Annotated in this window: 16 protein-coding genes and 2 tRNA genes; 6 read left to right on the top strand and 12 right to left on the bottom strand. The window is 69.2% G+C overall.

The window, feature by feature from the left end:
• The first annotated feature begins 56 nt into the window (after positions 1–56).
• On the top strand, positions 57–668 hold the full coding sequence (gene orn / locus F0L68_RS17805) for an oligoribonuclease (RefSeq protein WP_149850707.1): 612 nt from the start codon (positions 57–59) through the stop codon (positions 666–668).
• A 71-nt stretch (positions 669–739) separates the two neighbouring features.
• Positions 740–815 (top strand) — tRNA-His (locus tag F0L68_RS17800).
• 79 nt (positions 816–894) lie between these two features.
• On the opposite strand, the gene phoU is transcribed toward F0L68_RS17800, so the two are convergent.
• The 3 genes from phoU to F0L68_RS17785 form a co-directional block, all read right to left on the bottom strand.
• On the bottom strand, positions 895–1,545 hold the full coding sequence (phoU, locus tag F0L68_RS17795; RefSeq protein ID WP_149850706.1) for a phosphate signaling complex protein PhoU: 651 nt from the start codon (positions 1,543–1,545) through the stop codon (positions 895–897).
• Between the two features lie 40 nt (positions 1,546–1,585).
• The gene (locus F0L68_RS17790) at positions 1,586–2,836 is read right to left on the bottom strand and encodes a cytochrome P450 family protein (protein ID WP_188316642.1); all 1,251 of its coding nucleotides are present in this window, start codon (positions 2,834–2,836) and stop codon (positions 1,586–1,588) included.
• 84 nt (positions 2,837–2,920) lie between these two features.
• The gene (locus F0L68_RS17785; RefSeq protein WP_188316641.1) at positions 2,921–3,706 is read right to left on the bottom strand and encodes an SAM-dependent methyltransferase; all 786 of its coding nucleotides are present in this window, start codon (positions 3,704–3,706) and stop codon (positions 2,921–2,923) included.
• A 308-nt stretch (positions 3,707–4,014) separates the two neighbouring features.
• Between F0L68_RS17785 and F0L68_RS17780 the strand changes: the two genes are divergently transcribed.
• Positions 4,015–5,040: an alpha/beta fold hydrolase gene (locus F0L68_RS17780; RefSeq protein ID WP_223198884.1), complete on the top strand. Its 1,026-nt coding sequence runs from the start codon at positions 4,015–4,017 to the stop codon at positions 5,038–5,040.
• A 137-nt stretch (positions 5,041–5,177) separates the two neighbouring features.
• Here the strand turns inward: F0L68_RS17780 and F0L68_RS17775 are convergent, their stop codons facing one another.
• Both F0L68_RS17775 and F0L68_RS17770 read right to left on the bottom strand, forming a co-directional pair.
• Positions 5,178–6,353 carry a low temperature requirement protein A gene (locus F0L68_RS17775; RefSeq protein ID WP_223198883.1) on the bottom strand — a complete coding sequence of 392 codons (1,176 nt, stop codon included), beginning with the start codon at positions 6,351–6,353 and terminating at the stop codon, positions 5,178–5,180.
• A gap of 116 nt (positions 6,354–6,469) precedes the next feature.
• On the bottom strand, positions 6,470–7,423 hold the full coding sequence (locus F0L68_RS17770) for a helix-turn-helix transcriptional regulator (RefSeq protein WP_149850760.1): 954 nt from the start codon (positions 7,421–7,423) through the stop codon (positions 6,470–6,472).
• A gap of 63 nt (positions 7,424–7,486) precedes the next feature.
• Here F0L68_RS17770 and F0L68_RS17765 point away from each other — a divergent pair, with 63 nt between their 5' ends.
• Positions 7,487–8,596, top strand: coding sequence for a winged helix DNA-binding domain-containing protein (locus tag F0L68_RS17765; protein ID WP_149850702.1), 1,110 nt, complete (start codon positions 7,487–7,489; stop codon positions 8,594–8,596).
• A gap of 5 nt (positions 8,597–8,601) precedes the next feature.
• Here F0L68_RS17765 and F0L68_RS17760 read toward each other — a convergent pair whose 3' ends face one another.
• On the bottom strand, positions 8,602–9,672 hold the full coding sequence (locus F0L68_RS17760) for a phospholipase D-like domain-containing protein (protein WP_149850701.1): 1,071 nt from the start codon (positions 9,670–9,672) through the stop codon (positions 8,602–8,604).
• Between the two features lie 67 nt (positions 9,673–9,739).
• Positions 9,740–10,939 (bottom strand): L,D-transpeptidase, encoded by a 1,200-nt coding sequence (locus tag F0L68_RS17755; protein ID WP_149850700.1) that lies wholly within the window; start codon positions 10,937–10,939, stop codon positions 9,740–9,742.
• Positions 10,940–11,197: 258 nt separating this feature from the next.
• Between F0L68_RS17755 and F0L68_RS17750 the strand changes: the two genes are divergently transcribed.
• Both F0L68_RS17750 and F0L68_RS17745 read left to right on the top strand, forming a co-directional pair.
• Positions 11,198–11,270: transfer RNA gene (locus tag F0L68_RS17750), tRNA-Lys, on the top strand.
• A gap of 411 nt (positions 11,271–11,681) precedes the next feature.
• Positions 11,682–12,224 carry a nucleotide exchange factor GrpE gene (locus F0L68_RS17745; RefSeq protein ID WP_188316640.1) on the top strand — a complete coding sequence of 181 codons (543 nt, stop codon included), beginning with the start codon at positions 11,682–11,684 and terminating at the stop codon, positions 12,222–12,224.
• Here the strand turns inward: F0L68_RS17745 and F0L68_RS42425 are convergent, their stop codons facing one another.
• The 5 genes from F0L68_RS42425 to F0L68_RS17725 all read right to left on the bottom strand — a co-directional run bounded on the left by F0L68_RS42425 (position 12,225) and on the right by F0L68_RS17725 (position 20,182).
• Entirely contained in the window at positions 12,225–12,365 is a 141-nt protein-coding gene (locus F0L68_RS42425) for a hypothetical protein (protein WP_188316639.1), read from the bottom strand. It abuts the gene before it with no gap.
• Complete coding sequence (locus tag F0L68_RS17740; protein ID WP_149850698.1) at positions 12,362–14,035, bottom strand: TRAFAC clade GTPase domain-containing protein; 1,674 nt, start codon at positions 14,033–14,035, stop codon at positions 12,362–12,364. Before F0L68_RS17740 ends, F0L68_RS42425 begins: the two co-directional genes overlap by 4 nt.
• Positions 14,036–14,039: 4 nt before the next feature.
• Positions 14,040–16,352 (bottom strand): GTPase-associated protein 1-related protein, encoded by a 2,313-nt coding sequence (locus F0L68_RS17735; RefSeq protein WP_149850697.1) that lies wholly within the window; start codon positions 16,350–16,352, stop codon positions 14,040–14,042.
• A 76-nt stretch (positions 16,353–16,428) separates the two neighbouring features.
• Positions 16,429–17,550, bottom strand: coding sequence for a TRAFAC clade GTPase domain-containing protein (locus tag F0L68_RS17730; protein ID WP_149850696.1), 1,122 nt, complete (start codon positions 17,548–17,550; stop codon positions 16,429–16,431).
• A gap of 22 nt (positions 17,551–17,572) precedes the next feature.
• Complete coding sequence (locus F0L68_RS17725) at positions 17,573–20,182, bottom strand: SaeA-related protein (protein WP_149850695.1); 2,610 nt, start codon at positions 20,180–20,182, stop codon at positions 17,573–17,575.
• Positions 20,183–20,185: the final 3 nt, after the last annotated feature.

Genomic DNA, 20,185 nt, shown 5'->3' with positions numbered 1-20,185 from the left:
CGCCACCCGAAGCGGAATCACTCGGTTACCGGGAGTGGCGGGCTAGGCTCACGCGCGTGACGGATCGTTTGGTGTGGATCGACTGCGAGATGACCGGCCTGGACCTGGGCAAGGACGCGTTGATCGAGATCGCCGCCCTGGTGACGGACGCGAACCTCAACGTGCTCGGCGAGGGTGTCGACGTGGTGATCCACGCCGAGGACTCGGTGCTGGACACGATGCCGGACGTGGTGCGCGAGATGCACGCGAAGTCCGGGCTGACCGAGGAGGTGCGGCGGTCCACCGTCACGCTTGCCGACGCCGAGGCCCAGGTGCTGGCGTACATCAGGCAGTGGGCGCCGGAGCCGCGCACCGCGCCGCTCGCGGGCAACTCGATCGCGACCGACCGCGGCTTCATCGCGCGCGACATGCTGGAACTGGACGCGCACCTGCACTACCGGATGGTGGACGTGTCCTCCATCAAGGAGCTGTGCCGGCGCTGGTACCCGCGCATCTACTTCGCCCAGCCGGGCAAGGGTCTGGCCCACCGCGCGCTGGCCGACATCAAGGAGTCCATCCGCGAGCTGGCCTACTACCGGCGCACCGCGTTCGTGCCGCAGCCGGGCCCGTCCACCGAGCAGGCCCAGTCCGTGGCGGCCGAACTGCTGCGCTCGGACGGACTCGGCTAGGCGATTTCAACTCTGGTGCACCCACACGCTATGCTCTTCCCGTCAGCACGACCCCAGGGTCGTCGACCGTGGTGGGTGTAGCTCAGTCGGTAGAGCACTGGGTTGTGATCCCAGGTGTCGCGGGTTCGAATCCCGTCACTCACCCCAGCCAAGAAGTGCCCTTGATCTGCGGAAACGTGGATCAAGGGCATTTTTTGTCGCACCACACCGGCCCCGCTACACAGGATCAGTCCGACTTTCCGAGCCGACCGGTCGCGACGAACGACATCTGCCTGGCCACGCCGACCGCGTGATCGGCGAACCGCTCGTAGAACCGGCCGAGCAGCGCGACGTCCACGGCGGCGACCACGCCGTACGCCCAGCCCGGGGCCATCAGGGTGATGAACAGCTCGCGGTAGAGCTGGTCCACCTCGTCGTCGGACTCCTCAAGCGACCGCACCAGGGTCAGCGACCGGCTGCGGACCGCGAGTTCGGTCGCCCTCGCCAGCTGCGTGCAGATGCGGCCCATCTCCGTGAACGCCGGGCGCACCGGGTCCGGCACCGCGTGCTCGGGATGCCGGCGGCGGGCGGTCCTGGCGATGTGCTTGGCCAGGTCGCCCATCCGCTCAAGGCTCTCCGCGATCCGGACGCCCGCCAGCACCACGCGCAGGTCCGTGGCCACCGGGGCCTGGAGCGCGAGCAGCGCGTACGCGTGTTCCTCGCAGCGGCTTCGCGCACGGTCGATCACCGCGTCACCCTCGACGACTCGTTCGGCCAACGCCAGGTCGGCCGTCAGCAACGCCGTGGTGGCACCGCTGATCGCGGCGCCGGCCTGCTGGGCCATGTCCGCCAGTTGCTCGCCTAGCTCGTCCAAGCGCTCGTGAAAGGACTCCCGCACAAAGGTCACCCTACGGTTCCCGAGTGACTTCGGACACCGGCTATCCGGCGTCCCCGCTCCGGCTCGGTTCGACGGCCTTGCGCGCCACGGACAGCCGCACCGGCAGGTGCACCGGGCCCCTGGTGTTCGCCGGCCGCCACCGCAGCTCGGCCTCCGGCACCGCGAGCCCGATCGCCGCGAAATGCCGCACCAGCGCGCCGATCGCCACCTCGGCCTCCATCCGCGCCAGGCTCGCGCCGACGCAGAAGTGCGTGCCGTGCCCGAACGCGAGATGCGGGTTGTCGCCCCTGGTCACGTCGAGGCGGTGCGGCTCGGCGAACCTCGCCGGGTCGTGATCGGCCGCCCACAGCCCCAGCGCCACGACCTCGCCCGCCGGCACGATCACCTCGCCGAACCGGACGTCCTCGGTGGTGAAGCGCATCGAGCTGAACGCGACCGGGCCGACGTGCCGCAGGAACTCCTCGACCGCGACCGGCACCAGCGCGGGCTGGGCGCGCAGCGCGGCGAACTGGGCCGGGTTGCGGGTCAGCAGCAGCACGCCGTTCGCGATCAGGTTCACGGTCGTCTCGTGGCCGGCGATCAGCAGCAGCGACAGCATCGTCCGCAGCTCCGCCTCGTCGAGCCGGTCGCCGCTGTCGTGCGCCGCGATCAACCCGCTGACCAGATCATCCCCCGGGTCGACCCGCTTGGCCTCGACGAGCCTGCCGAAGTACTCGTCAAGGCTGGCCGCCGCGCGCGTGTAGGCCGCGATCGACGCCTCGTCCCCCTGGTCGAACACGATCGCGTCCGACCACCTGCGGAAGTCCTCGCGGTCCTCAGCCGGCACGCCCATCAACTCGCTGATCACCATGACAGGTAACGGAAACGCGAACGAGTCGACCAGGTCCACGACCTCGCCAGCCTCGGCGGCCCGCGTCATCTCGTCGACCAACCCGGCGCAGATCTCCCGCGCCCTGCCGCGCATGCTCTCGACCCGCCGTGCCGTGAAGGTCTTGCCGACGAGCGCGCGCAGCCGCGTGTGGTCGGGCGGATCCGAGCTGACCAGCGTCTTGGCCTTGCGCTGGAACAGCGTGCCGAACCGCTTCGGCAGCACGCCCCTGCGCACCAGGTCGGCCTCGACGTCCGGTGCGGACATCACCAGGCGCGGATCGGTCAAGGCGGCGATCACCTCGTGGTATCTGGTGACGAGCCACGCCTCGATGCCGCTGACCAGCCTGCCCGGCCTGGCCGGGCCGACGCCGGACGGGTCGTCCGCCGCGAACCTCGGTTCCGGCACGCCGGGTCTGGCCATCAGGGGCGACGGGACACAAGCCGGGTCGCCGGGGAGCGATCGACCATCCATCACGGACTGCCCTCCCATCAAACGCTGACCAGGTCAGGGTTTTCGACCGACCGCGGCGAGCATCGCGTCGTGCCACGGCGTGTCGTCCTGCGCCCTGAGGCTTTCCGGACGCCAGAACGACGTGTACACCAGGCCGGGCTGCACGAGTTCCAACCCGGCCAACAGGCCCGCGATCCACTCGGGTGTTCGCGCGGTGGCCGCGCTGGTGAGCGAGTGGGTCATCTCCAGCACGCGGCTGAGCTTCATGGCATCCCGGCGGTCCTGGCCGAGCGTGGCGTGGGACAGCACCAGGTAGCTGCCGGACGGCACGGCGTCGAGGTAGCGGTCGACGGTCCGCGCGGCGAGTTCGGCGTCCGGGATGTAGTACAGCGAGGCGGTCGCCAGCAGCGCGATCGGCCGGTCGAGGTCGAGCAGCCGCTGGCAGACCGGGTCGCCGAGCACCCGGTCGACGTCGCACATGTCGGCCTCGATGATGTCGGCGCCCTCGATGCCGGCGAGCGTCAGCTCGCTGTGGGCGACGGCCACCCGCTCGTTGTCCACGTAGACCACGCGGCAGTCCCGGTCGACCTGCCAGGCCATCTCGTGCACGCTCAGAATGGTGGGAATTCCGGAACCGAGATCGAGGAACTGCCGCACACCCTCTTCCGCGCACATCCGGACCGCCCGACGCAGAAATGCACGATTCGACCTCGCTGCCGCCCGTATCCACGGCATCCGCTTGATTGCCTGTTCTGCCCATTGTCGATCCACCGCGAAGTTACAGCCGCCGCCGATGAGGTAATCGTAGACCCGGGACGGACTCGCCCGCTCGAGATCCACGTGGGGCGGCACCTCGCTGGCCTGATAACCCTCCACAAGAAACACGACCTAACACTGTCAGCAGGCAGCCCGAGCAAACGTCAACCGTACCCGACGGGCCGGGATCCCACCGCTGGCCAGAGGGCATCTGTACTGGACAAACGATCCTGTTCAACCGAAGCGAGCACGATTGGCCGCCGGCCGTCGCATTTATGTCGGTTGAACGCGACTAAGCCTTCGCCCAATCGTGTCAGTGCTTCGGCCAGTTGTACGGTGCTCGCCTCGCTCACCGCTTCCCTGATCTTGGGAGGGTTCACACAATGAGACCAATGTCAGCACTGGCCGCCGCACTGCTGGCCGGCTGCGCCGCCCTGGTCGGCACATTCACGGCCGCGCCGGCATCGGCAGACGCGGTGTGCTCCACCGCCGATCTGCCCGTGCTCGCCGGCCTGCTGCCGATGACGGTGCACGGCCAGTACTGCGCGCCGGCGGGCACACCGTCGACGACCGTGCAGCTGTTGCTGCACGGCGCCACCTACAACAGCGCCTACTGGGACCTGCCGTACCAGCCCGGCCAGTACTCCTACCAACGCGACATGGCCGCGCACGGCCTGGCCACCTTCGCCGTCGACGAACTCGGCGTCGGCCAGAGTTCGCGGCCGCTGAGCACGCTGATCCTCGGCGTGTTCCAGGCGTCGGCCATGCACCAGGTCGTCGGCGACCTGCGGGCCGGCCTCGTCGGCGGCACACACTTCGACAAGGTGGTGCTGGTCGGGCACTCGGCCGGCTCGGCGATCTCCATCGTGGAGGCCTCGACCTATCACGACGTCGACGGCGTGATCCTCACCGGGATGTCGCATCTGCCCAACGTGCCCGTGGTCGGGGCGGACGTCGCCCTGGGCCTCCAGCCGGTGACGCTGGATCCGCAGCTCTCGCTGCGCGGCGGCGACCCCGGCTACCTGACCACCAGGCCCGGCGCACGCGGCACGATGTACTACTCGCCAGGCGACCTCGATCCAGGCACGGTCGCCGCCGACGAGACGTACGCCAAGGACCAGGTGTCCCTGACCAGCCTCGTCGACATCATCTCGCTCGGCCTGGTGAGTCCCGTGTCGCTGAGCATCACCGCGCCGGTGCTGCTGGTCGACGGCACGAACGACACCGGGTTCTGCGGCCTGCTGCGGGACTGCTCGTCGGCGGACGCGCTGCGGGCCGGTGAGGCGCCGTACTTCGGCCCCGCCGCCGACCTGCACGTCTACGTGCTGCCCGGTTCGGGGCACGCCGTGGCGCTGGCGACGAACGCACCGCTCTACCGCGACGTCTCCCGCGACTGGCTGGCCCAGCACGGCCTGTGAGTCGCCCGGCCCGGCTGGGCGGGATTCCGTCCGGCCGGGCTGTGTCACGTTCGGACCCGGCACACGATCCGACCAGGCCGCACGCACTCACGCGGCCACGCGATCCAGCCCGGCCGGGCCGCGTGACTAGCGCGGGGTCAGGCCGTCGCGCGGCGACCTGCCACCTGGGTGAGCAGCACGAGCCCGGCCATCAGCACCGCGGTCACGTGCACCGGCGCGTGCGTGAACGGCGTGGCCAGCACCAGCACCGCCGTCACCGGGAAGGCCGAGGCCACCATCGGGCCGCGTTCGCTGGCGCAGGCGCGGATGTGCAGCGCCCACACGCTGAGCAGGTACAGCGCGACCGGCACCGTGACGGCCCAACCGGCGGCCAGCGCGGACAGGTGCGTCGCGTTCGTGTCGTAGTCGATCGCCACCTCGAGCCCCGCGCCGACGGCCGCGGCGGACGCGAAGATCACCAGGTGGCCGTAGCCCCACACCAACGACGCCCGCAGCGAGGTGAGCAGGTCGCTCGCGGAGCGGTCGAAGTACAGCCACCACATGGAAAACACGATGACCACGCCCGCGGCGGCGAGGGACAGCAGCGCGGCGCCGCCCTCCCCCGAGTCCAGCGCCGACCGCATGGCGGTGGTGGCCGCGAGGATCGACTCACCGAGCACGATGACCGTGAACAGGCCGTACCGCTCGGCGATGTGGCTGGGATGCCACGGCGTCACCGAGAAGCGCTCCGCGTAGATCGGCACCGCGACGTCCGCCAGCGCCAGCACCACGAAGCCGACGATGCCCCACGCGCCGGGCAGGGCGAGCCTGGCCACCCAGCCGACCTGCACGATCGCGACCCCCGCCGCGTAGCGCAGGGTGGTCGGGCGGTGCTCCGGATCGGCGTGGGCCGCGCGCAGCCACTGCGCCACCATGGCCAGCCGCATGATCACGTACCCCGCGGTGATCACCGAGAAGTCAGTGCGGTCCAGCGCGCGCGGCACGCCGGCCGCCAGCACCAGCGCCCCGACGATCTGCACCATCGTGGTGAGCCGGTACAGCCCGTCGTCGGTGTCGTAGGCGGAGGCGAACCAGGTGAAGTTCATCCAGGCCCACCAGATGGCGAAGAACACCATGACGTAGCCGAGGACGCCGTGCGCCACGTGGTTCTCGGTCAGTGCGTGGTGCAGCCCCGCGCCGGCGAGCGACACGGCGACCACGAAGCATAGGTCGAAGAACAGTTCCAGCGGGGTGGCCGCCCGGTGTTCCTCGTCGGCGTTGCGCGCCCGCATCGGGAGGTACCAGGGACGGCTCTGCACGGGATCCTCCGCCACGGCGGCACCTCACTCGATGTCGGCCTGATCGACTGGCGTGCCATCCTGCCTGCTCCCGCCCCGCGACGCCCGCCGAAACCGCGCCACGGCACGCCTCAAGCCGTGCCGTGGCGCGCCTAGCGCGCGGCGCGGCCGAGCCTGGCGGCCAGGGCTCGCACGTGCTCGACCAACTCCGGCGGTTCGAGCACCTCGAAGTCGACGCCGATCAGCGCGACGTACACGGCCAGCGCCTCCAGCACGTTCCCGCCGGCGTACAGGTGGCAGGAGTTCTCGTCGATGGCCTCGACCATGCCGGAGCTCGGCGTCACCTTCTCGGCCAGCTCGTCGGCGGAGGCGTGCATGACGAACTTGGCCTGGTAGCGCCACTGTGCGCTGGACAGCCGCCGCGAGACGTAGGCCGCGACGTTCCCGTCCGGCGACTCCCTCGGCGTGAAACGGGGCCCTGTCGGGGTTTTCGGCTCGATCCGGTCGACCCGGAAGGTCCGCCAGTCCGCGCGCTCGGTGTCCCAGGCGACGAGGTACCAGCGGCGGCCGGTGTGCACCAGGCGATGCGGCTCGACGACGCGGCGGCCCTGCGTGCCGTCGTGGCTGCGGTAGTCGAACCGCAACACCTCATGGTCCCGGCACGCGCCGCCGATGGCCGTGAGGATCGCCGGATCGACCTGGACACCGCCGCCCGTCAGCGGGACGACCACCGACTGCAACGCGTTCACCCGGTGCCGCAGCCGCGACGGCAGCACCTGTTCCAGCTTGGCCAGCGCGCGCAACGAGGTCTCCTCGATGCCGCTGACCGAGCCGACCGCGGCCGTGCGCAACCCGATCGCGACCGCGACGGCCTCCTCGTCGTCGAGCAGCAGCGGCGGCAGCTCCGCGCCGGCGCCGAGCCGGTAGCCGCCCATCGCGCCGGGCGTCGCGTTGACGGGATAGCCGAGGCTGCGCAGCTTGTCCACGTCGCGGCGGACGGTGCGGACGCCGACGTCCATCCGGGCAGCCAGGTCCGCTCCCGACCAGTCCCGCCGCGTCTGCAACAGCGACAACAGCCGAAGCAACCGAGCCGAGGTCTCCAACATGGTGACCAGTGTTCCAGCCATTGCGGACAGGAGCTGACCTCGTCGGGATCTAGGGTCTGCGTCATGAGTTCTACGGGTGACGTCCTCGACCGGCGCGCGCTCAACCGCGCCCTGCTCGACCGGCAGCTGCTGCTGCGGCGCTGGGAGCTGCCCGCGCTGGCGGCCGTCGAGCGGCTGGCCGGCCTCCAGTCGCAGGCGCCGAACCCTCCGTACTTCGCCCTGTGGAGCCGGTTGGTGGACTTCGACCAGCGGGAGCTGGCCGACCTGCTGCGCAACCGCGAGGTGGTGCGGATCGTGCTGATGCGCGGCACCATCCACCTGGTCAGCGCCGGCGACTGCCGCGCGCTGCGGCCGGTCCTGCAACCCATGCTGGACCGCGGTTTCACCGCCTCCTACGGCCGCCAGACGACCGGGCTCGACCTGGCCGCCGTCGCGGCCGAGGGCCGCACGCTGGTCGAGGAGCAGCCCCGCACCTTCGGCGAGCTCGGCGAGCTGCTCGGGCCGAGGTGGCCGGACCGCGATCCCTCGGCGCTCGCCCAGGCCGTCCGGACCCGCGTGCCGCTCGTGCAGGTGCCGCCGCGCGGCATCTGGGGCGAGGGCGGTCAGGCCACCCACACGTCCGCGGAGTCCTGGCTCGGCCGGCCGCTCGACCAGGAGCCCGGCGTCGAGTCGATGGTGCTGCGCTACCTGGCCGCGTTCGGGCCCGCCACCGTCAGGGACGTGCAGGTCTGGTCCGGCCTGACCCGGCTGCGCGCGGTCGTCGACCGGCTCCGGCCTCAGCTGCGGGTCTTCCGCGACGAGCACGGCGCCGAGCTGTTCGACCTGCCCGACGCCCCGAGGCCCGACCCGGAAACCCCTGCCCCCGTGCGGTTCCTGTCCGAGTTCGACAACATGCTGCTGTCCTACGCCGACCGCACCAGGATCCTGGCCGAGGAGCACCGGCCCAAGCTGTTCACCGTCAACGGCATCATTCGCGCGGCGATCCTCGTCGACGGTTTCGTCCGAGGCAGGTGGAAGATCCTCCGCGAGGGTGCCAGCGCGACCCTGGTCGTCGAGCCATTCGCCGCACTGTCCACAAAGGACAAGTCGGCGCTGACAACGGAGGGCGCACGGCTACTCGCGTTCGCCGCCCCTGAGGCGACGCACGACATCCGCTTCACCGCGCCGTTGTAGGGCCCCTAGGGGCCGTAGGTCTCCACGATCAGACCGATGTAGGCCGCGTAGGCGTCGGCGATCGCGGCCGAGGTGATCCGCAGCTGGTTCTCGGCGTTGCCCGTCGCGTTGGCCGAGAAGTTGAAGCTGCCGGTGGCCACGGTGTTGTCCGACACCAACACCTTGAGGTGCATGAAGTCGTGCGGGCCGGTCGGCGTGTACGGCGTCGACGGCTTGGACACCAGCTGGTCGGAGACGGTCGCCCAGTTGGCCAGCACCGTCGGATCCGTCCACCGGTTCGCGATCGGCCCCATCTGGCCGCCGTCGAAGATCCCCGACACCGCGACGCCCCGGTCGACCGCGTCGGCGAGCGCCGCGAGCACCGAGTGCGAGGTGAGCACCATCGAGCCGATCACCAGCCGCTCGGTCGCGGCGTCGGCGAGCGCGGCCAGGTCGGCATCGATCTGCTTGCCCTCGCCCGGCGAGAAGCTCCACGCGACCGTCGCGTCCCCGACCACCGTGTCGCCGAGGTCACCCCTGCCGGTGCCCGAGGTGCCGCCGGTTTCCCACAGCTCGTCGAAGTCCACGCCGTACGCCTCGCCGAGCGCGGGATCCGCGAGCTGGACGATGTTGTTCTCCTGGCGGCTCCAGGCATCGTCGGTGAAGTTCGTCGACCCGGTCCACACCGCCGTCCGGTCGCGGATGACGTACTTGTCGTGCATGAGCTTGCCGGACGGCGCGACGACGGCCTGGAGCTCGACGCCGGTGTTGCCGAACGCCTGCCACAGCCAGTCGGCGGTGCCCGCGGGGGCCGGGTCGGCGCCGACCTCGGCGAAGGTCGACACGGTGCCGTCGACCGGCTTGCCGGCGTCGTAGGCGACCCGCACCACGAGGCCCCGGTCGGCGGCGGCCGTCAGCGCGGCGACGACCGGACCGGCCAGCGCGGCGGTTAACCGGAAGTCGTAGATGGCCACGTCGACGCTGGTCGTCGCGGCCGTGACGAACGCGGCCAGTGCCGCTGCCACCTGCGCGGGCTGGTCGGGCGCGCCGCCGTGTTGCACGTCCCGCAGAAAGGTCACGCTCACCGGGTCTGTCATGGAGTCATTCGACTCCCCGTGGCGGCGGGTGATAACCCCTTTCGCCTACGGGTCACCCGTGTGGGTGTCAGCGGTTGCCGGCCACCCACTGGTCCCACGGGACCTGCCAGTCGCCGAAGCCGTCCCACGAGTCGAGCTGCGGGCCGCCCGTGTTGGTGCCGATCACGATGTCGCCCTTCTTCGCCAGGTCGAAGTACCACTTGGCGTTCTCCGGCGAGGCGTTGATACAGCCGTGACTGACGTTGCTGTTGCCCTGCTGCCCAACCGACCACGGGGCGGAGTGCACGAAGATGCCGCCGTTGGAGATGCGGGTCGCCCAGTCGACGGGCGTCTTGTAGCCGCCCTGGTCGAGCGCGAGGCCGTAGGTGGTGGAGTCCATGATCATGTGGTCGCGCTTCTCGGTGACCACGTAGATGCCGTCGCTGGACGGGTGCTTCGGCGAGCCCATCGAGATCGGCATGGTGCGCACGACCTGGCCGTTGACCTTGACCGTCATCTGGTGGGTGGCGCCGTCGGCCTCGGAGATCACCGCGTCGCCGATGGTGGCCGAGGAGGTGACGTCCTCCTGGCCGTAGATGCCGTTGCCGAGGTTCTTGCCGTAGATGGCGGCCTTGACGGTGATCTTCGTGCCGGTGGCCCAGAAGTCCTTGGGGCGCCAGTGCACTTCCTTGTCGTTGAACCAGTAGAAGGCGCCGTCGACTTTGGGGGTGGTGGTGACCTGAATGGCCTTCTCGGCGGCGGGCTTGTCCGCGATCTTCTCGTCGAAGTAGAAGGCGAGCGGCTGGCCGACGCCGACGGTCTCGCCGTCGAGGGGGTTCATCGACAGGGCGGTGAGCGTGCGCGGGGTCACGGTGGTGAAGGTCGAGGTCCTGCTGACCGGCTTGCCGTCGGTGCCCTGGCCGGTGACCGTGAGGGTGTAGGCCTTGCCGTAGCCGAGGGGTTCGGTGTTGCCCCAGTGCAGGCCGTCCGGCGTGAGCTGCCCGGCGACCGCCTTCCCGTCCGCGTTCGCGAGCGCGACCTGGGTGATCTTGCCGTCCGCGGCGGCCACGGCGATCGGCTCGCCCGCCGGGACGTCCGTCGCCTTGTCAGCGGGCAGCACCGACAGCGTGACGGGCTTCGGCGGCGGAGTGGTCGTCGTCGGCGTGTTGGCCGAGGTCTGCTGAGCCGAGGGCGAGCCACCCGAACAGGCCGCAGCGAGCGCAGCGGTCATCGCCACCGCGGCGACCAGCAGACCGCGCCGTGTCGTCCTGCCACCCGTGACCACCATGAGCAACCCCCGTCCACCCGTAACGCCTATTGCCAGTGTGCAGCACCTGCCGGACCGCGCAGCCAAGGTTTATCCGGTCGAGGCACCCCGCTACTGACAGGACGCCGCGCGGACCGGCGACGTTGCGTCCCGATGTCGGAGCGTCACCACCGAAGTTCACCCCTTCGGCCCACCACACCCCGCCTGACCAGCCGATTATGAGCCCGCGCGCACCCCGTGCTAATGTTCTCCACGTCGCACGGAGCAAGATCGTGCGGAGCGCCGCTAGCTCAAGTGGTAGAGCAGCTGACTCTTAATCAGCGGGTTCGGGGTTCGAGTCCCTGGCGGCGCACAGAAACCCCAGGTCAATGGCCTGGGGTATTTCTTTTGGAGATCAAGCCCCAGTTTCCCCGCATTTGTTCTGGGCTCGCTGGCAATACCACGTCGAGCGCGTCAGCACCGAACGTCGTCGAGGGTGCGTCAGGCTCGGGCAACCTGCGGCAGCTCGATCCTTTCTGCATCGCTTCACTCAAACGGCCGAAGCAGCTTTCGTGGAGCCCTGCCGTGCGGCCTACTCGAGGGTGAATCCGCAGTACGCGCAAGCAGTTCCGCTGAATCCAGGTCTCAGGTGCCCTAAGCTCGACCACGGTGACACCTCGCGCCGGCAGGAGGAATGGGATCAGTGGAACCAGAACCCGCCAGTTCTCCACAATCCACTTCGGACACTCCGGACACTCCGGAGCCCGACGCCGCCATGGAGGAGGTGAGCGATGACGGGACGCCTCCTATGCCCGACGCCGCCGAGCCGGGACAGACCGGGATCGACATCGGCTCGATTCTTCAGGACATCAACACCGAACTCGTCGGCCTGCACACGCAGAGCCGGTTCCTCAACGAGGTTATCGACAAGCTGCATACCGAGAACGAACGGCTGCGACGAAACGAATCGCAGAAGCTGCTCGAACCGATGATCCGCGACCTCATCAAGCTCGTCGACGACTGGCGTAGCCGCGGTTCCGCCATGCGGGACGTCACGGAGGCCGACTCGGCCGACCTCGTGCGGTTGTGCGGTGAGATAGTCGAGGACGTGACCATGGTCCTCGACCGGCAGGGCGTCGCCGAGTTCGCCCCGCCGCACGGCAATGCGTTCGACCGCCACGTGCATCGCGCCGCCGGGACCCGCCCGACCCAGGACTCCGCGTTGGACGGCGTTGTGTGCGAGGTTCGACGCCCCGGCTACCGGTCGACCGACAAGACGCTCCGCTTCGCCGAGGTGACCGTCCTCAAGTTCACCGGAGAGAGCTGACTACGGGACGATGGGGAGAGTCGCCCACCAGTTGATCAGGAGCAGTATGGCGACGATGGTGATCGTCATGGCGATCGACAACAGGACTATGGCGACCCGACGGCCCGTGATCACCGAGCGGGGCGCTGGTTCTGCGGTCATGTCGCGGCCTTTCCGGTCAGCAGCCACACCAACGGAGCGGCCGGGTCGTCATTGGAGACCTGTCCGAGCGTGCTCGGAGAAGACCGAGCTGACACTGCCTTGGCGTCCTGGTAGCTGACAACGAAGTAGGACACCGAAGCGAAGTGATTGTCCAGTGAGGACACCAGATCGCTTCGGCCGCCGACTTTGCTCAACCAGGTGCGCACCGCGGCGTTCCGTTCGGCTCGCAGCGCTGAGTTTGTGGCGGCAGGCAGTCCAGCGTAGGGGTGGTCGACATCGGATGAGTCCAGCAGTGCGTCAGCCTTGGTCAGCACCACCGCGACCGCGATGTTCAGCCGGGGTGATCGACCGGTGGAGAGGCGTTCCCGCAAGGATTCCACGAACCGCTCCAGCACGGGTTTGGCGTCCGTGTTGGACGCGTTCACCTGCCTGAGCACGGCGCGGTCGATCAGGGAGCGCACAGCCCTGAGCGAGAAGGGGTCGATGACGAACACGATTCCCTTGGTGAACTGCAGGAAGTGCGCCTCGGCCAGCCGGTCCACGCTCTCGGCCGTCTCTCCTGCCGGGTCGTACAGGTAGAGCAGGCGTCGCCCAAGACTGCCCTCCCTGCCCACATAGACGTTGTACGCCCTTGGCCGGGCGGTCGTCGTCTTCGTGATCTTGGTGGGATCGTCACTGACGCCGAGCGTGATGTTGCGGTCGAACGCTGCTTTCGCACGCTCGTCCGCGAACTCGAACCCTTCTCCGTTCTCCGCGCCGCGCACCATGAGGCGAGTGACGGCGGTATGCATGTACACCGACTTCCCCGCTGCTGGGCCCGCGATGACCGGCACGTGGAACGTAGGCGCGGTCAGCCCCTTGATCGGCAGCTGCGTGTGGCACTCCGCGCACTGGGCCGGCAGCTTCGCCTTCCCGAAAGCCAGCAGGGTCGGCAAGATGTTGCGGCAACGGCAGGTGTGCCGCAACACCCCGGCCAGACCCGGCATGAGACGCCGGTGCGTGGCCTGGCACTCGGGACACCGGTAGACGGGCCGCGTCGCACGCACATTGCACTGTGGACACTCGATGGTGATGCCTCGCACGAACAGCACGCACAGTTCCATCGACCAGGCCACCCCCACGGTGGCCAGCGTCGACAGGACCAGGCAGCCAAGCAGCGTCACGAACACCACGGACGTCGCCGCCATCAGGGCGATCGCACCGACCACACCGCCGACCAGACCCGCGACAGCGGCCAGCGCGGGCAGAAAGACCAGCAGCTTCCAGTAGGTGGACCCATACCGGCCAGGCACGCTCCAGGCGCGGCTCACCAAGCTGGGCCGGTCCGTCCCGTAGGCCTTCTCGCCATCACCCACGACCACCGTGGACCACATGCGGCGCACACTCTGGTCGACGGTCCGCCAGTGGTCTAGCAGGACCGGGCCCGCGTAGTAGCTGCGATAGACGGGATCGCGCTCGCCCTCTCCTTCGGTCGGGGGCTCCATACGCAGGTGCGCGATGGGAGCGTCGGCCGCGAACCCGGCGAAGGCCGCGGTGGCGAACTGCACGATCCCGATACCGAGGCCGGCGGCACCGGCGACCACCAGCACCAGGCCGGCCAGGTACAGCGACGCACTCAGCACGAACCATCCAGCGACCAGCGCGGCGACGAGTATGATCAGGTAGCCCATGGCGCTACCTCCTGCCGAGGCCGAGGCGACGCAGCAGGCCCCGCCGCTCGTGCAGATGACGCCAGGCCTGCCACCAGTTGCGCCAGCCACCGGACTGACGTGGCGCGCGCGCGCCGAGGTGTCGGGCGATCGGCTCCAGCCTGTCCCCCATCTTGTTCAGGTCTCGTCGGCGCCGCCCGGACATCGCCTCAGCCAGCGTTTCGTCGATGAGCCGTAGCCGGATCCTGGTGTTGGGCAGCGCAGCCCAGACCACTGCGGCGGTTGCCACCGCTTCTGGTGCGGCGCGGGCGAGTTCGGCACGGGCGACCTCGCAGTACACGCTGAGGAATCGCCTCGGTTCCGTATCGAGGGCGACATCGAGCAGCGTGCTGTGGATCAGTGGATCGCGGACCCGGAGCAGGAAGAGGGCGATGGCGACCAGAATCCGGTCGGACAGTTCGATGCCGGCCTGGCTTGCGACACCGAGCGCCTCGCGCACGTCCCGCTCGGAGATGCCGGGCGGCGCCGCCCGCCGAAAGCGCGTCGCCCAGTGCACGGCCTGCAGCGAGGCCCTGCCGCCGGCGGGAATCCAGTCGACACACGCCGACCCGAGCAGTTCCTTCGCCAGCAGGATGCCGTCCTCCGACATCTCGCCGTCGTCGGCGTCCTGAAGGATTCGCTCGACGGACCGCTCGAGCACACCGGCCGCGGCGAGCACCTCGGGAGGCAGGTGACGCAGCGCGCGGCGAGCGTCAGCTGTCGACAGCAGGCCCGGCCACAACGCCCTGCCGAGGCTCTGCCACTCGGTGTGGCCACGCACAGCACCGTTGTGGGCGACACTCGCCAAGAACGCCACGGGATCAGTGAGGCCGTGCCTGGCAAAGACGATGTCGGTGACCATGGCCACTCGCGGGGCCGTCCGGTCGTGCGTCAGGAGGATCCGAGCGACCTCCGGTCGCATCCGCTCGACCAGTCGGTACGACTCGGTCGCGTCGGCCGCCAGCCTCCGATCGAGCGCCCGAACCAACGCCCGGACCAGGTCGTGCTGCTCGGCGAGTCGGTCGACCGGCGTCGGCGCGTCCCCGTTGACGATCAGGGGAAGGAGGACGCGATGCGCCACGTCCGCGAGTGCGGTCTCGTCGAGCTTGGGCAGCCACGTCGGGACCTCCGAGGCAGTCATGGCCGCCACGAAGTACGCGACGAGTAGGGATGTGGGCACCAGCTCCGCGCGGTTCACGGCCGATCGCAGCACGGCGCACCACCGCATCAGGTCGTGTGGCCCTCCTAGCGGCGTGAGCATGTCCACGACCCGCTGCCACATCCCCGACCGAAGTGATCCGGGCAGCCGATCCTGCGCAAAAGCCAAGCCCGCCAACAGTTCCTGCTCGTCCAGCGTCGACGTCCCGGCAAGATCCATGGTCAGCGTCAGTGCCGTGGCGAACAGGTCCAGCTCTCCGGCGGCGAGCGCGGGCCGCACCAGCGTCGCCTGTCGAATGACCTCGTCGACCGCGCCGGCCTCCCACACCTTCGCGACCGCGGCCGCATACCTGGTCGATCGGCCGCCATCGCCAGGCCCGACAACCCCCGGCCCTGGCGCGCACAGGTCGAGCACTCCGTAGTCCCCGTAGGCCGGCAGGAACACGTCCGGTGTGGTGCAGCTGACCAGCAGCTCCTGTTCGTGGGGCCGAGAAGTGTAGGTCACGAACGAGACCGAAAGGGCGAGGTGCCGGGGCAGCGATCGGGTGAGCGCGGCCAACCACAACGCACCGTGCTGGTCGTCCGGCACGACAAGGGCGAGCCGTCCTCGACCTGTGGCCAGCAGTGGTTGAACCGTGCTGACGAGCCGGATCAGGCCCGCGCGTTGTTCGGACGTGCCGAGGAACCGCCGCGTCGCCGACGGGTCGGCCGCCGTGCCGGGCGGCAGCGTGTCCAGCTCTGGCAGCACGGTCTCGCCACCTCGCGCGATGCCCGACCAGACCTGGCTGCGCCACAGGTCGATGGGCAGCGCCGCACCAAGCTCGCGGTCGACATCGTCGACCACGAGGGCATGCGCGAAATAGTTGCCCAGTCTGCCGGTGAAGTCGGGCCCGACGTAACGACTCTGGAACAACAGGGCCGCCCGCTCCGCCGGCGTGTAGCCGAACGCGATCGGAAAGGTGCTCAGGTCATCGTCTGCCAAGCGCTCGACCAGTCCGGGCCCCGCCTCGTAGGCGCTTGACCGAACCGCGAGGTCAACGAAGAACTTCGACAGGCCGGGAGTCGTGGCACTGACCTGAAAGCCCTGGATGCCCTCCAGCCCGTCCTCGCAGGACGTGTAGTGGAGTTGACGCACGCTCATCGGCGGCCTCCCTTCTGTCCGGGCGCCGACGAGACACCAGGCGCACCGTGTCGACTGCCCCGCTCGCTTCGTCCGCTCATCGCTTTCCCCTCACCGTGCGGATGGCGCCGAATCTGGCCAACAGCCACAACATCGGGTCTTCAACGCGGTAGGGGTGCACGCCCGAAGGGGACAGCCGGTTACCGTCAACGGGCGGGGCTCCGAGCGCGGACAGGCCGAAATAACGGTGCACGGCAAAGGTATTGGCGACGCTGCGGTCGAATGCCGGCTCGTACCACTGGTTCAACCAGCCTCGAACGTCCTCATGCACATCGAGCCCGTCGTCCTCGTCGTAGTAGCCGAGATGGTGGGAGGGCCGTCGCAGCGGCGACTCCGGCGCGAACGTCTCCCGCAACAGATCAAGTTTGGTGAGCGCGATGGCCAGCGGGATGGTCAGCGGCTTGTTCACCGGGCTCTTGCTTCGCTCACGAAGCAGCTCGCCGAGCCGGGTGAGCACGAACAGCTGTTCGGTGAACGCCGTTCGCGCACCGGATATCCGATCCGCTCCGATCATCTCGCGCACCCTCGGCATCTGCACGGGGTCAAGCAGCAGGACGATCCCCTCGGCCGCACTCAGGTAGCTGACCAGCTGGTCCATCACGCTCGCCCTGGCGACATCCTCACCAGCCGTGTCGTAGAAGACCGTGACCACCGGCACGACCCGTTCGGGGCGCAGCCACCGCGCCCTGCCGGGAAATCTCAGGCTGAACATCAGCGGCTCCGGGGCGATGACCCTGGCGGAGGCCGTCTGCCGCAACGTGCGGCTGTCGCGGAACAGCGGCGTGTCGAAGTCCCGCTCGTATCGGATCCTGGATGCCTCGCCGAGCAGGTCCAACGACATACCCTGGAAGCGCTCGGCGACCTGGCCGTGCAGGAACTGGTGCACCAACACACCGACCCAGGTGCTCTTGCCCGAGTCCGCCGAGCCGATCACCGCGATGTTGCGGCCACCGCTGTCGATGTACTCCCTGAGCAGGTCCCGGCCGCACTGCGGGCAGACCCGACGGGCTTGGGGCAACTGCCCATGTGGACACTTGCCGTCGCTGAGCTCCTTGTCAGGGAACACCGCGCCCTTGTCTCCGCAGCGGTCGCCGCAGCGACGACTCAGGTCGCCGGGCCGTTGCCGGCTCCAGCAGTACGGGCAGGTGACTGTCGGCAACGCTCTGCTCCTCGCTACGCTGTCAGGGCACGACCAGCTGATCAAGATGTGTGGGCACCAGAACCACCGCTGCGTCAAGGGAGAAGGCCCGCAGGTGCACCGGACGCCGCAGGTCTGCCGGCAGCACGAACTGGCCCTTGACCGGCGCAGGCCCTGAGGACAGTCGGAGCAGCACCACGCCGTCGTCCTGGTTCATTGGCCGGGTGCCGGTCTTGCCTACCAGCACCATGTCCGGCAACACGTCGGCGCCGTCGACGGTGAGCACGCGTTTGCCCCTGGAGAGCAGCGACGCTCGTCGAACCTCGTACCGCGCCTCGCCCGTCATCGACTCCCGTACCGAGGTGAGCGGCCCATACTGCTTCCCGTCACCGCCGGGAAACGCTGTGCAGACACCGAACCAGTAGTCGCCGCCGCCAGCGACCGAGAGGTGGACTCCGGCACTGTCGTACGAAACTCTCGTCACCTCTGTTCGGGACGCGGCCGGGTCACCGGGTCCCTGTGGCGGACCCGATGCCCGCCACACCACGAGGACTTCCGCGACACCTGCGGGCCACTCCCACGTCAACCGAACAGTCGCGCCGAGCCTGTCGAGCTGGAGCCCGCGCACCGAGGTCTGACGCGCGTCGACCTCGCACGGGACGCCAATGGCGGCGAGGTCGCCGAGAACCGTGATCGGCAGAAGCACGAACTGTGAGCTGGACGTGCTCGGCCTTCCCCGCAACTGGCCACTGTTGCGAACTCCGGTCGACCGCAGCACCGACCCGTACCGGCCCGCCGTCGAGACCGGGACCACAGCGCGATCCGGAGTCGGTTCCGCGCGCCGCAGTTCACGGATCTCCACCTCGCCTCTGGCCGGAGGTGTCCACGTGGCCAGCAGGTCGCCCTCGTCGAACTCAACTCGCAGGTCCGTGATCGCGACCGGAGTCTCCTGGCAGGTCGCCGAGGCCAGCACGGGGTCGGCCCAAGCCACCGGCCCGCCGGCCGGTCGGTACTCCGCCCGCACCCTGTAGTCGTAGGTCACCCCGGGTCGCACCTGGTGATCGACGAATCCGCCCCGATGTGTCTTCGACACGATCACCTCCCCAGCCGACGTGCCGGCCGTGGTCCGCGACACCGTGACACCGGCTGCGCCGGAGGGCAGGCGCCACCGCCCGAGAATCGCGTCGGGTCGCCCCTCCAGCTCCAGCTGGTCGACCCCGGGCAGTGCGGTCACCGAAGCGGACGTTGTCGCGTCGGCGGACGGATTTCCGTCGCGCAGGCTGAAGACCGCATAGGTCAGCGGCACCCCGCCCGGCGGATCAGGATCGGTGACCATGCAGATGGCGACCTCGTCCGCGAGGACACTCGTCGCCTCATCGAGCGCGTCAGGACCGTGGCGCACCACCCGATAGCTGATTCGACCTGCCGATGACGAGGTCGGCGCCCACGTCACGACGATCTGACTCCTTGTTGCCCTCGCGTCCACCCGACTCACCGGCGCCGGGCGACACCGTTCCACTGCGATGTCGACTGCTGGGTCGGTCAGCTCGGCGCGAACCTTGTGATATGCCGCCACCGCGCCTTCGACGTCGGTGCGTTCCAGGGACTTGGCCCGCGCCAACTCGTCGTCGAGGACCGCGAGCCTGGCTCCCAGTTCGTCGCGCTGCCGTTGCCATTCGGCGGGGAGTTCCGGCTGCCCTCGCAGTACTTCGAGGGCCGCGCGCAGCTGTCTGTCCAGCAGCGCGGACTGGTATGCCTCGGCCCAGTTCGCCATCCGGTCAGCAGGACGGTGCCAACGGGTGCACCAGACGGCATAGGCGACCGCCCTCGGATCCTGCGGGAGTCGCAGTGCCGCTAGGCGGTCGGTGGCATTGGACGTGGCGCGCTCGACCTCGGGATAGCCGAATCCTGCCTCGCGTCCCAGCGCGCCAATGAGTTCGTGCCGCAGGACGGTGATCAGGCCGTCCTCCGGCAACCACAGCTCGACCAGTTTGAGGACAGTTATCTCGGCGACACTGTCTTCGTTACGAGCCGCACGAAGCTTGCCTCGTCGGGTGGCGATCTGTGCGCCCGTTGTCGCCGGACCGCCTAGTTCCTTGGTGTCAGCCAGATAGTCCCACAACGACGAGAACCGAAGCCGCGTCAGGTTGTTGCGCAGCTGAGGCCACCGGCTCGGTGCGGACGCGGGCGGCAGTTCGATGGGATCGAGTTCCCGAGCGCCCGACGCGGCCAGCGACGCGCGGACCGCAGACCGCGTGAGCGCGCCGTCCGAGGCTTTCACCAACGCGTTCACCTCGGACGAAGGTAGTCCTGGTGCGCCGTTGAGCCGGTGACGCAGGCTGGAGGTCAGCCTGCCAGCCTCCGCAGCCACCTCGGCGCGGTGCGCGTTGCGTCGTCTCGAATCCGTGAGCAGCTCGCTCGCGGCCGGGTGCTGGGTGCGCAGGCGGTCACATGCCTGGCGGAACGCCCGGAAATGCTGGCGGCCCAGTTGGCGCTGCACCTCGGCGAGCGCCGTGCGCACGATTCCGGAATCGTTGATGTCCATGGGCAGCAGGTAGACCCGGAACAGATCGTGCTCGGGCGGCCAGCCCTCATGCACAGGCTTGAGCACTTCCTCGACGAATCGCGGCTCGTCGAACGCCCATCCTGTCACGCC

The sequence above is a fragment of the Solihabitans fulvus genome (assembly GCF_008386585.1).
GTDB classification, from domain to species: Bacteria; Actinomycetota; Actinomycetes; order Mycobacteriales; family Pseudonocardiaceae; genus Solihabitans; species Solihabitans fulvus.
This window is presented reverse-complemented; position numbering and strand designations above follow the sequence as displayed.